Annotated in this window: 11 protein-coding genes; 5 read left to right on the top strand and 6 right to left on the bottom strand. The window is 40.9% G+C overall.

Annotation, left to right across the window (positions count from 1 at the left end):
* Window positions 1-143 precede the first annotated feature (143 nt).
* Together ACFG4S_RS08310 and ACFG4S_RS08305 are read right to left on the bottom strand one after the other, a co-directional pair.
* A complete protein-coding gene (locus ACFG4S_RS08310; RefSeq protein WP_392534344.1) occupies window positions 144-1,532 on the bottom strand; it encodes an ATP-binding protein in 1,389 nt (462 codons plus the stop codon).
* A 1-nt stretch (window position 1,533) separates the two neighbouring features.
* Entirely contained in the window at window positions 1,534-2,139 is a 606-nt protein-coding gene (locus ACFG4S_RS08305; protein ID WP_392534343.1) for an isochorismatase family cysteine hydrolase, read from the bottom strand.
* A gap of 232 nt (window positions 2,140-2,371) precedes the next feature.
* On the opposite strand from ACFG4S_RS08305, the gene ACFG4S_RS08300 reads away from it, so the two are divergent.
* Together ACFG4S_RS08300 and ACFG4S_RS08295 are read left to right on the top strand one after the other, a co-directional pair.
* Window positions 2,372-3,154, top strand: coding sequence for a nucleoside phosphorylase (locus ACFG4S_RS08300; protein WP_392534342.1), 783 nt, complete (start codon window positions 2,372-2,374; stop codon window positions 3,152-3,154).
* Window positions 3,155-3,513: 359 nt separating this feature from the next.
* Entirely contained in the window at window positions 3,514-3,954 is a 441-nt protein-coding gene (locus tag ACFG4S_RS08295; RefSeq protein WP_392534341.1) for a TIGR02281 family clan AA aspartic protease, read from the top strand.
* A 93-nt stretch (window positions 3,955-4,047) separates the two neighbouring features.
* On the opposite strand, the gene ACFG4S_RS08290 is transcribed toward ACFG4S_RS08295, so the two are convergent.
* From ACFG4S_RS08290 to ACFG4S_RS08280, 3 genes are all read right to left on the bottom strand, one after another.
* On the bottom strand, window positions 4,048-5,145 hold the full coding sequence (locus tag ACFG4S_RS08290; protein WP_392535939.1) for a Gfo/Idh/MocA family protein: 1,098 nt from the start codon (window positions 5,143-5,145) through the stop codon (window positions 4,048-4,050).
* Between the two features lie 335 nt (window positions 5,146-5,480).
* Window positions 5,481-5,885, bottom strand: coding sequence for an ExbD/TolR family protein (locus ACFG4S_RS08285; protein WP_392534340.1), 405 nt, complete (start codon window positions 5,883-5,885; stop codon window positions 5,481-5,483).
* On the bottom strand, window positions 5,869-6,522 hold the full coding sequence (locus tag ACFG4S_RS08280; RefSeq protein WP_392534339.1) for a MotA/TolQ/ExbB proton channel family protein: 654 nt from the start codon (window positions 6,520-6,522) through the stop codon (window positions 5,869-5,871). The genes ACFG4S_RS08285 and ACFG4S_RS08280 overlap by 17 nt, the downstream gene beginning before the upstream one ends.
* A 361-nt stretch (window positions 6,523-6,883) precedes the next feature.
* On the opposite strand from ACFG4S_RS08280, the gene ACFG4S_RS08275 reads away from it, so the two are divergent.
* The 3 genes from ACFG4S_RS08275 (at window position 6,884) to ACFG4S_RS08265 (ending at window position 10,262) form a co-directional block, all read left to right on the top strand.
* Entirely contained in the window at window positions 6,884-8,341 is a 1,458-nt protein-coding gene (locus ACFG4S_RS08275) for a TonB family protein (RefSeq protein WP_392534338.1), read from the top strand.
* A gap of 636 nt (window positions 8,342-8,977) precedes the next feature.
* On the top strand, window positions 8,978-9,223 hold the full coding sequence (locus ACFG4S_RS08270) for a hypothetical protein (RefSeq protein ID WP_392534337.1): 246 nt from the start codon (window positions 8,978-8,980) through the stop codon (window positions 9,221-9,223).
* 10 nt (window positions 9,224-9,233) lie between these two features.
* Complete coding sequence (locus ACFG4S_RS08265) at window positions 9,234-10,262, top strand: hypothetical protein (RefSeq protein ID WP_392534336.1); 1,029 nt, start codon at window positions 9,234-9,236, stop codon at window positions 10,260-10,262.
* A gap of 102 nt (window positions 10,263-10,364) precedes the next feature.
* Here ACFG4S_RS08265 and ilvA read toward each other — a convergent pair whose 3' ends face one another.
* The gene (gene ilvA, locus ACFG4S_RS08260; protein ID WP_392534335.1) at window positions 10,365-11,876 is read right to left on the bottom strand and encodes a threonine ammonia-lyase, biosynthetic; all 1,512 of its coding nucleotides are present in this window, start codon (window positions 11,874-11,876) and stop codon (window positions 10,365-10,367) included.
* Between the last annotated feature and the right edge of the window lie 656 nt (window positions 11,877-12,532).

Here is a 12,532-nt window from a genome sequence, read left to right as displayed (position 1 = left end):
AAATCCAAAATTGAATGGCAAATAAACGCTTCTATCACATTGGCTTTAGGCAAGATAATTTAGGTTCATCGCCTCCCACCATTGCTCTATTATCTGGCGACCCAGAGCGATCGCGTTCATAACCCAAATCTGATAGTTCTTTATCAACTATAGATAGGAATTTGGATACAAAATTCTGTTTCTTGGCTCGCTTTTGAAGTGCAAGTTAACTTGCCTTGGTGCATTTCTACTACAATCTGATAACTAATAAATAAGCCAAGTCCAGTTCCTTTACCAACAGGTTTTGTTGTAAAGAACGGATCAAATATTTTGGAAATTACCGATTCGTTAATACCCAGACCATTGTTTTTAATGCGAATATTAAGCCAAGTCTCATCAACGATCTCAGTACTAATCCAAATAGTAGGGGAAAACGCTTGATATTGAGAATTTTCAATAGTTGCTACCTTAGTAATTGCCTCATTTAAAGCATAGATAGCGTTATTTAAAATATTCAGAAATACTTGATTTAGTTGTGCGGGATAGCACTTTACATAAGGAATTACCCCATAGTTTTTAATTATTTTAATTACCAGATTTCCCGACTCACTTTGAAAGCGGTGACGCAGCAATGTGATTGTGTGATTGATACCTGCGTGGATATCAGCATTTTTGATATCTGCTTCATCCAACCGAGAAAAATTTCGCAGTAACAGCACAATTTCTCTAATGCGATCGCTGCCAACTTGCATCGACTCCAGCAGCTTACCTAAATCTTTTTGAATAAAGTCCAAATCCCAGGTTACTATTGCTTCTTGAATTTGTAGCGAGGGAACTGGATAGGTTTGCTGGTAGAGTTGCAAGATTTTTAATAAGACTTCTGTATACTCAGATGCATAGTTGAGATTAGCGTAAATAAAGTTAACTGGATTATTAATTTCGTGAGCAATCCCTGCAACTAATTGCCGCAAACTCGACATTTTTTCAGTTTGCACCAGTTGAGCCTGAGTATATTTAAGTTTCTCAAGGGTAACTTTTAGGTCGTGATTAGCTTGAATTAGCTCAATATTTCGTTGTTCTACCCTAGCTTCAAGTTGCTCATTTGTTTGCTTCAGTAATGCTTCTGCGTGTTTGCGTAAGCGAAGCTCGTCGTAGACATCGCTAACATTGATCAGTGAGCCAGAGAATTCTGTTTCACTTTGAGGTTGAGCAGACAGTTCCAACCAAACAATTACACCAGTTTGATGGTAAAAGCGGAGTTGTTGACAAACCTCTACTCCGGTTTGTAGCTTTTCTAGAGTTTCTGACCACAAGTGCCGATCATCTAAGTGAATGAAATTGCCTAAAGCACTACCGATAGCATCTGTTATCCCATAACCAAGGGTATTTGTCCAGGCTCGGTTGAGGAAATTGAGATTACCGAAGCGATCGCACTTAAACACAATTTCGCGCAGACTATTCACCAATTCGCGGTAACGCCGTTCGGATTCAGACAATTTTTCAATCAAACTGTACTGAATCTGTGTATGCAATTCATTGCTCAAGTCTGACATTCTACTGTACTCTCAAACGCTGAAGTAGCTCGGTATGGTTAATTGTATCGGCGTATAAGGGGAAGACGTGAGTGTGGTAGAATTCTTGCTCAAACACCGTGCGAGCAGAAGTGCAATCAGACAAAACAACAACCTGATAACCTTTCTCATGGGCAGAACGACCTGTAGAATCAATACAAACCGAAGTGACTGCACCAGCTAGAACTACATGAGTAATCTCTTTTTCATGGAGAATCATGTCTAAGTTAGTATTAATGAAAGCATTAAATCCTCGTTTACCGGGAACTTCGAGAATTCTGCTGCTAAAGGGTAGCAACTCATCAATCATCTGCGATCCCTTCGTACCAGCTTGAAAAGCCCCAACTTCCTTAATAGTTTTAAGAATGCCAACAGGTTCAACCAATTCCTGGTAGTTTGGCGTAAAAAAAATCGGTGTGGCAATCATCAACACTGGAGTTTGCAGCAAACATTGTACAAGCTCAACGGTGTTTTCTAATACTTTGGTGGCTGTTGAGGATTCCTCAATGACATTATGTAGAATCCCATCGGCTGCAAAGTAGTCATTTTGATAACCAATCAAGATCACAGCACTACTTTGGGGTTGCATTGTATTTCTAACTATTTAGTAGATATAGACACTTTATTATTCCCGTTTTAAATGTGTTTCTAGCGATAACTAACACAGAGAACATATAGGGGTGTGAGTATAGGGTTTAAGACGCGCTAACTCTACGGCATATCAAGGCTTTCACCGTCTTTTTGCGTAAAGCCTATTAGCGATCGGGATTTAGCTGGGAATAGTTAGAAAAAGCATATAATTTGAGATAAATTGTCATTGTATGACTAGCAAACGCTTCTATCACATTGGCTTTGGACAAGATGATTTAGGTTCATCACCTCCTAGCATTGCTTTATTATCTGGCGACCCAGAGCGATCGCATCTAATTGCCCAAACTTATTTCCAAGATGTCCGCTTATTGTCCGAAAATCGTGGTCTTAACAGCTATGTGGGATACTTACCAAATGGTCGCAGCATCTTATCAGCTACTAGCGGTATGGGTGCGCCTTCATTAAGTATTGTGGTAAATGAGTTAATCCAAGTAGGAATCAGGCAAATTATTCGCATTGGAACTTGCGGATCAATTCAATCTTACATACCAGTCGGTAGCGTTGTTATTAGCAGTGCAGCATTGTGTCGCCAAGGTGCAGCAAATGACATTGCACCAGTGGAATATCCAGCCGCAGCCGACCCGTTTTTGACAGTCGCTTTAGTTAAAGCCGCACGAGAATTAAAGGTTGACTATTACTTAGGAATTACGGCATCAGTTGATACTTTTTACGAAGGACAAGAACGTACTAATTCAGCGAATCCAAATTTAATGCGATCGCTGCATGGTATTACAGAAGAATATCGGCGATTAAATATCTTGAATTATGAGATGGAATGCGGCACCCTGTTTAAAATGGCAGGAGTGTATAATTTTGCCGCAGCAGCTATTTGCGGTGTAGTTGCTCAACGTAATGTTGGTGAAAATGTCATCTTAGAACAGAAAGATATTGCTATTAAAAATGCGATCGCAATTGCTGTTCGCACAGCCGCAACTTTGGAGTCAGCTAATTAACATTTACTTCATCCAGCATTTTCATCTTAATCAGGTAAATCTCAGTGGCGTAGAGCTATGCGCCCCTACTCTCAGTAGTTTTATCATGTCTTTATCTAATCTTTAATTTCTCTATCGTAATTCTAGCTAATATATATTGAGTCAGATTTAAAAATTAAAAATAAACAATAATTTAGATATTTATAAATATCTAAATTATTGAGGAAAAATATAATATGAATAATGTGTTAAAGCATGGGATGAAGATCATAAATTTAACTACGATGTCTACGAGGGGATACGCTTCCTCATTCATGCAAACACTAGTATTTTTACTATTATTTAATCAAGTATCAATTGCAGATCCGGGAGTATGTTTCATGGTAACATCTTCTGGTGAAACAGTTGGATTGGGAAGGCTTTGCGCTGGTACAATCACCGCACCTCCAGACGACAAAATCTTTCGGATTCCTATCAAACGCCGCTTTGGTGGAACTCCGATAATTGATGTCACTTTCAACGACAAAAAAACCTTTGAAATGATTGTAGATACAGGTGCAAGTGCGACTGTGATCACTCGAAAGATGGCAAGTAGCTTGCAACTCGAAAATACTGGTATAATAGAAGCTCAAGTTGCTGATGGTAGTGAAGTTAAATTCTCAACCAGTAAGGTGAAATCTATTGCAGTAGGTGGAGTTGTAGCGAATAATCTTCAAGTAGCGATCGCACCACAAGCCGATATTGGGCTATTAGGTCACGATTTCTTCGGTAACTACGATATCAAGATTTTAGAAAAAGAAGTCCAATTTCAGCATCGCTAGATTGTAAATCCATCACTCTGCTAATTTTAGATTTGGAATTTTAGATTGAAGGAAAAATTTAACATCCAATCGATTCTCAGTCGCTTTTTTTTACTAGTTTTCAAGATAAGCTTCCAAACTGGGTACATCTACCCAACTGCTGATTTCATGGGATTTGTGGGATAAATCCATCAATAACTGAGAATAAACTCCTTCTCGCAGGGATGGTATTGTTTGCTGCTTTTGCTGAATTCCCTGTACCCATTGGTCTATGACACGAATAAATGCAGAAATTCGCCCATCAGCATAATTTTGGGGAAAAATTAATCGATTTGGTATTTCTATTTCTGCGAGAGGTTTACCTGGCTGAGAACCCCAAACACGAAAGCCGTGTATATAATCTTTTTGATTTTCACTACCTAGAATTAATGTACCGCGATCGCCATATACTTCTATCCAATGGGTTCTCGGTGCATGAACAACCGCACTAATTGAAAGTTGGCAAGGTGTGCCATCAGCTAATTCCAGCGTTAATATACAGTTGTCATCTGTATTCACTGGCTTTGATTCTTGACTTATTGGGTCAACTCGCGCCGGAATTGCAGTACTCAAATGGGCGCTTAATTTACGTATCGGTCCGAATAACCAATGAATGTAATCGAAAGCGTGGGAACCCAAAGATCCCAATGCACCGCCGCCTTTACTTTTGTCAGAATACCAATTCCAAGGGCGGGAAGCATCAGCACGAGAAGAACCTAACCAATCAATTCTAATCAGGCGTAACTCACCTACATATCCTGCTGATAAAAGTTCAGCAAATAATTGCCATCCTGGTACAAACCGAAATTCAAAATCTACAGTAGCAATAACCCCTTTTTCTTTAGCTAACTGATAAAGTTCTTTAGCTTCATTTGCATTCAAAGCTATGGGTTTTTCTAGTAATAAATGTTTCCCCGCTTGCAATACAGTTTTTGCCATTTCATAGTGTAAAAACGGCGGCGTAGAGATACTGACTGCTTGTACTTCTTGTAATGCCATAATATCTGCAAGTGTGTCGCACGCATGGGTGATATTATGGGATTCTGCTATGGCTTTGGCTTTATTGATATCTCGATGATAAACAGCAACGACCTCAGTTTGAGGATGTGCTTGGAATCCAGGGATGTGGACTTTTTGACCAAATCCAGTACCGGCGATCGCAACTCCAATCATAAGCAATTCAAAATTCACAATTCAAATAGACAAACCAAGATATGGAAAGTCTGGTGGCATTTTATCATAATTCTCTGAGGCTGAATTATTTTTATCGCACCACAGTCATTACATCATTTGATAGCAAATTCAGACACATCAAAAATCATTAGTTAAACTTCTATCTCAAGAATTACAAATGTCTAAGTTTAGATCATTGTAAATATCGCCAAATTTTAGCTTTTAGATTTTTTCTTCAATTCAAAGTTCAAAATTGATCGAGTTAGGAATTTTGGTACTTTTCGACTGGATGCAATACATCTAGTCTCTAACTCCTAGTTCCTAACCCCTTTCCCCTATCGTCTTTGAGTGGCGATCGCTAATTTTGCCCCTGGAACCTCACGTACTCGATCCATCACAGCTACCACCTTACCGTGACTAACTTTTTCATCAGCATTAATAATCACTAACATTTCTGAGTTGGAACCAATTAAAGTCCGCACTTGGTTTGTCAAATCATCAACTGCAACTTGTTTACGGTTCAGGCTGACTACGCCTTGTTCATCTACCGTAATGGTAACTTTAGAGGGGATTTGCTGTTGTTTGGCTGTTGCTGCTTTGGGTAAATTTACAGGCAAACCTTCCGATCGTGTTAAAAACAAAGTTGACATAATAAAAAATGTCAAAATTGCAAAAATCACATCAATCATCGGCACAATGTTGATCTGTAGTGGAAGTTCTGGTTCATCTGGTAGGCGCATAAGTTTTTTCTCCTCTTTCATAACGACGGCGATAAAGTAATTCTAGTTGTCCGCCATACTCCTGAATCAGTGCGATTTGTCGCTGGTAGAGTCCCCGAAAGGTATTGGCAAACAAAAGTATGAATATAGCAACTATTAATCCTGATGCTGTAGATACTAAAGCTTCACTAATCCCAGAGGTAACGCCAGTTGTTTTACTACCTCCTACATCACCAAGATTTAGAGAAGCGAAGGAAGCTATCAATCCTAACACTGTACCCAGAAGACCCAACAGTGGCGCCAGACTAATGATTGTCTCAAAAATGTTTTGAAAACGTTTGAGTACTGGGATTTCCGCCTGTGCTTCACTTTCCAACGCCAAACGGAATTCCTCTGGATTTGGCTCCTCTAATTCTAAAGCCGCCAGAAAAATCCGAGCGAGTGGCAAATCTGCGTTTTTCTGAAGTTTATCCATTGCACCAACAACATTATCGATGCGATAAAGATTCAATACATCCCGTACCACGCGGCTTTGACGCTGATTGATCCTTACCCAAAACCTGATACGCTCGATAATCAGTGCCACACCCAATACTGAAAACCCCAGCAGCGGCCACATGACCACACCACCTGCTGCAAAAAGATTTTGAATACCCATATTTTCTAAACGTCATCAACAATACACAGTAAGACTAGCAGAATCTAGAGAAAAGCTGAAACTTTTTCTCAATAAAATTTAAAATATAATGATAATTTCTCAAATGAGATCGTCAAAATATTGATTTACTTTATGTGCCAGATGTGTAACTCCTGTACATAAATTGCTCAGTTTACATAAATTAATTCTATGAAAACCAAAATTGGTTTTGTTTAGAAATCTTGATAATGATAGCTTTCAAAGATATTTTGACTAGTGTTCGGTTACGTAACGCTACCGGAAATAAATTTAATTTTTTACTTGATATTTGTAACAGTGCATTCTAAGATGACTAGATTAGTGAGAATAGGTAGCAAGAGCTATGAGCTTTTCCGGCATTACTGTCAAGCAACGTTCCAAAGAAGTTGAGGCTCTCAAGTCTTTTCTGGCTTACAGTCTGATAGGCTCACTGGCGCTGCATTTCGGCGTATTATCATCAGGCCTAGGTAATTATTTGACAAGAACGCCTGAAGATAATGATGAACCAGTAGAGTTGGCGATCGTTGATGCTCCGACTGCAAAACCAGAAAAACCACTTGAAGCAATTCCAGAAGAACCCAAAAAAGAACCAGAAAGTATCCAAAAACAGTCTGTAGAAACTCCACCAATAGAAAAAGTTCGGCAGCAATTTGAACAGATTACAGCAGTTGCTCAAAAGCCACAGCCAACAAATACTTCCCCAAAAGCAATTGTTACCAAGCCAGAAGTTCCTGTGAAATCTGCATCCATTTCACGATCGCCTCTATCTGAAGATTCTAAAGCAAGTTCGGTGGGTGGGGGTGGCGGTGGTGGCTCTGGTGTTGGTTTAGGCTCTGGTAGTGGTATTGCTGTAGGTACTAGCAGCAGTACTAGCACTGGTGGAGGAACTGGCACTGGCACTGGTGGAGGCATTGGCAGTGGAACTGGCACTGGGACTGGTAGCGGTACTGGCACTGGCATCGGTAGTGGAATTGGTAGTGCTGGCACTGGAATTGGTAGTAGCATCGGTAGCAGAATTAGCAACGAAACAGGAAACCGTCCGACAGTAGCAACAGCACCAACAGCACCAACACCTCCAAAAATTAACAGTTCAAGCAATGGTAATGGTCGTGCAGCTTGTCGTGAATGTAATGCCAAGTATCCTGAAGCAGCAAGACGGCGAGGAGTCGAAGGCAGAGTAGAAGTAGCTGTAGATACTGATGCACAAGGTAACGTTACCAACGTGCGGATTGCTAATTCCAGTGGAAATCGTGACTTAGATGAAGAAACCTTAAGACAAGCGCGTAACTGGAAATTAAAACCCGCAGAAGGTGGTAGACAAGGAGTTTCCATCGCCACTGAATTTGCTATACAAGGTTCACGACGACACCGCCAAGTTGAAGAACGGAATAGACAAAGACAAGCACAAGAGAGAACCCAACAAGCAGCATCATCTAATTCCAATACCACAGAAGGAACTTCAAGGCGTAGGCGGCGAGAGCTTACATCGTCATCTAATGAAGCTACAGCTACAAAACCATCAGAATCGGGATTGAGTCGGGGTGTAGGTCGTCAGAGAGTGGAAACTAATAGCGCCAGTTCATCATCTGAATCGAGGACAACTCGCTCTCAAGGAAGTGCAAGAGAATCTCTACGCCGCATCCGGAGCGAACGAGCCAGTAGTAATTCATCACAAAAGCCACAAACAACTACAGATCGACGACGCCGAAGAGAAAACACTAGCCAAAACAAGTTGCGGGAGTCTTTGCGCCGTTTACGTCAACAACCCCAATCGCAACCGACTGGACCAACTCAGGAGTAGAGCTGCAAAACCTACTGTCAGATAAAATCGTTTTGTCACTTAGTTGTTAGTTGTCATTGCTTCAGTATTCTTCTGATTACCATTGACCATTAACAACTTTTGATTTTTTGTGAACTGATAAAAGGTACGGTTATTGCGATCGCTCTTCATAATAAAACCGAACCTACTCCACTTTGATGTTGATAAAGATGAAACTCTTGCACTTGGCTGGCTGTAAGAGTATAAGGGGATAGGAGTATAAGTGAAACTAACACGTAAAATCGACGAGATCCTAGCCAGTCAAGACAGGTTAAGGTTTTACCTACACTCCTACACCCCAAAAACTATTTACAGCAGTTTTCTTTTGCATCAAGTACAAAGTTATGGGTTTGGAGGCAGGATAGCGCTGTATATTTTGGGTTTGCACTTAACAAGCGTGCCATTTTCTCATACCCTCATTCCCCATATCCTATGCTCAATCACTTTTTTTTCCTGAACAACAGATTTGCTACCAAGCAACATTTGCACTTTGTATTTGGCGTCAAATTTACTGATTTGAATAAGACTTCTACATAAACACACACTGATGCAGGTTGATTTGCTTGAATAGCTATATTGATAGGACATTGATACGAAGGAAATTGAAGATTCCTGATTATGGCAAGTAAATTCATTGATGTTAGAGAATATACTGTTAGGGCGCACAAAAGACAGATTCACACTCGTGTTTTCCAATTTGTCTGTAAAGAGTGTAACGAACTGACAAAACGTGAGACTTTTGGACCTCGACCTTTATATTGTGAGAGATGTCGCCCTCCTCAACCGCCTAAGAAATCCCAGCCAACATCTCACAAAGCGAAACCCAGAGCAATGTCTTACCAAAGTGACACCGATTTAAATTGATTAAAGCCTTATGAATCCTAAAGGACAATTAGAACCACCTCCGGGCACGTTTCTCTCGCCACTATTGGAATTACGAGACTATTATGCTCGCCTCACAGAAGAATACGAACGCTTATTTGTGGAGGCGCGATCGCAACTCGATCATGTAGAAGCGTTGTTATCTAACTGGTCTTTTTCTGATGCTAACAAGCATATATCAAGACTTCAGGCAGTTGATGAAACTTCAAATTCTTCCCAAGAAGGTTCTGTGCGGTTTTTATCATCCCATGATGATATCTCCCAAATCAACTTGGTTGAGTCTAGACAGTCACAACAAAAAGACTCTATAGACATTGAAATAGATAATTCGTCTGTTGCTGTTGATACACAACGAAGTCAATCTCCAAGTTTAGACATTGAGACACCTCCGGAGAACAACGACAACTTCAGCAAAGTGTCGGAAATTCCCATGCTACCTCAGTATCAACATGCTCTCTCACGAATGGAAGCGATAAAGCAGCTATTACAAGAGCAGATAGGTACTGTATGTCATATCGATTTCATCGTGCGATCGCTTTATGGGGAGTTAGATTCTACTCTATTCAGAGTCGTTAAAGGTAGAGTTCAATCTTCCCTTACCCAAGGTAGAGAAAGGAATTACTGGGCAACTATTCCCGAAGAACCAGGTTGTTATACTCTGGATTTAAGTTTAGTCTCCCAAACTAATGGCAATGGTGCTTCTCGGAGCATCAAAAACAAAAAGAAGAAAGCTTTCGTACCTCCGAAGACAAAAACAGTACCAATGCTCAAAGTCTTTGAAGGTCAATTCTTGATTGATGCTCTCACCTCTCTTTTTGAGCAAAATCCAGGTAAAGTTTTCAGCGTCGCTGAAGTAATCGCCGGAATTTACGGAGAACTAGATTCTCAGGAAATTCGAGAGATTAAAAATAAGGTGCTGAATGAATTATCTAGAGGCTATCGGACAGGAAGATTCTCTAAGGTTCCTGACCAAATCGGCCTCTACACTTGGGACTCAAATATGATATTGGAACGGAATTAGGGAATGGGGAATGGGGCGTTAGGAGTGCTGAGTGCTGAGTTAGGAGTTAAGAGTTTTGTTTATCTCCTTGTCTCCCTCATCTCCCCTCACTCCCTCATCCCCTTATCCCAAAAACAGCTTGTATGCTGGATTCTTATTTTCATCCCAATAGCGATAACCAAGAGCATCGAGAAAAGCTTGCCACTCTTCCATTTCCTGGGGGGGAACTTGGATACCAACTACGATTCGCCCGTAGTCCGATCCGTTGTTGCGGTAGTGAAAAAGACTGATATTCCAGTTGGGACTCATAGAAGTAACAAACTTCATCAATGCACCGGGACGTTCGGGAAACTCAAAACGGTAGAGCAATTCATTGTGAGCAAGAAAAGAGTGTCCACCCACCATGTGCCGCAGATGTAATTTTGTTAGTTCGTCGTCGGTTAAATCAAGGGTTTCAAATCCATGAGCTTCAAAGGTTTCTACCATCTTGGCAGCATCGGCACGATTTTGAATTTGCACACCGACAAAAATATGGGCTGTTTTTTCATCGGCAATGCGATAATTAAACTCAGTCAGATTACGGTTGCCAATACATTCACAAAACTGGCGAATACTTCCCCGTTCTTCAGGAATTGTGACTGCAAAGATCGCTTCGCGGCGTTCGCCAAACTCTGCTCGTTCTGCGACAAAGCGTAAGCGATCGAAGTTCATGTTTGCACCGCAAGCGATCGCGATTAAGGTTTGTCCCTCGATTTGTTCTCGTTCGACATAGGCTTTGGCTGCTGCGATCGCCAATGCACCGGCTGGTTCTAAAATCGATCGCGTATCTTCAAATACATCTTTAATGGCGGCACAAGTATCGTCTGTATCCACCAAAATAATCTCATCTACATACTGCTGACATAGACGGAAGGTTTCTTCACCTACTTCTCGCACCGCTACCCCATCGGCGAACAACCCTACTTGGGATAAGCGCACCCGATGTCCGGCTTTTAAAGATTGAGACATGGCATCAGCATCGACTGGTTCAACACCAATAATTTTGATTTCTGGACGCAACCGTTTCACATAAGCTCCAATCCCAGAAATTAATCCGCCTCCTCCAATGGCGACAAAAATCGCATGGATGGGTTGCTGATATTGGCGTAAAATTTCCATCCCGATTGTTCCCTGTCCAGCAATTACATAGGGATCGTCAAAGGGATGAATAAAGGTCAATCCTTTTTCGGCTGACAATTGACGTGCATAAATATAAGCATCGTCATAGGTATTTCCATGTAAGACGACTGCTCCCCCCCTACTTCTCACGGCATCCACCTTTACTTGAGGTGTGGTTATTGGCATGACGATAATCGCCTTTGTTCCCAGATGCTGAGCTGCAAGGGCGACCCCCTGAGCATGATTCCCCGCAGATGCTGCGATTACACCTTGTGCTAATATATCTGGTGGCAGTTGCACCATCTTGTTATAAGCACCCCGCAATTTAAAGGAAAATACTGACTGCATATCCTCCCGTTTCAGCAGCAGTTGATTATTCAGCCGTGCAGATAAATTTGGGGCACACTCTAGTGGTGTTTCCTGGGCAATATCGTACACACGTGCAGTCAGAATTTGGATGAGGTAGTCGCAATACATGAGCGTCAAGGGTTTAGCACATACCAGATAGAGATCAATTCTACGTTAGAGATGTACCTGACCAGAAGAGAATAAGGAGGAGATGGGCAAGATAAAACAATTTGCAATTTGCAATTTAAAATGCGTTAGCGAGTCCGCCTACTCTTCCCCAGAAGTAACCTACATACAGTATCTTGTAGAGAGCGTCATTGCAAATTGGAAATGACGTAGTTGGCCTATCTTCATCCAGAATTGGTATAAGGGTATAAGGGTGTGGAGTGTAGGGAATAAATCAGTGGAGGCTTATACCCCTAATTTTGGTACAAAATTCAATAACACTAGAAAATTGTACTTAATAGTACCTTTTTTTGTGTTGAATATTTTTAATATTCATAAGAGTACCTTATTCTCGATTAAAGATTTATCCTATTTGTACTTATAGCGGTATTTCTACTTACTTAAAAATCGAATATCAGCATTACCCTGTGCTATATAAAACGTAGATATCAAAAATAATCCGGAATGCTGCTAGCTTAGTTAGTAATTTAAGTAAGATTTACTTAAATTATATAGATAACAAATAAAGGGAAAGGGTTGAATTCGGTCGCCCACCATTCCACTCGTTTTTTATCTTTCCCCCGCTCCTTATCCCCAGAGGATACCCCACCCTCCCCATT

Source organism: Nostoc sp. C117, assembly GCF_043099735.1.
Classification (GTDB): Bacteria; Cyanobacteriota; Cyanobacteriia; order Cyanobacteriales; family Nostocaceae; genus Nostoc.
This window is presented reverse-complemented; position numbering and strand designations above follow the sequence as displayed.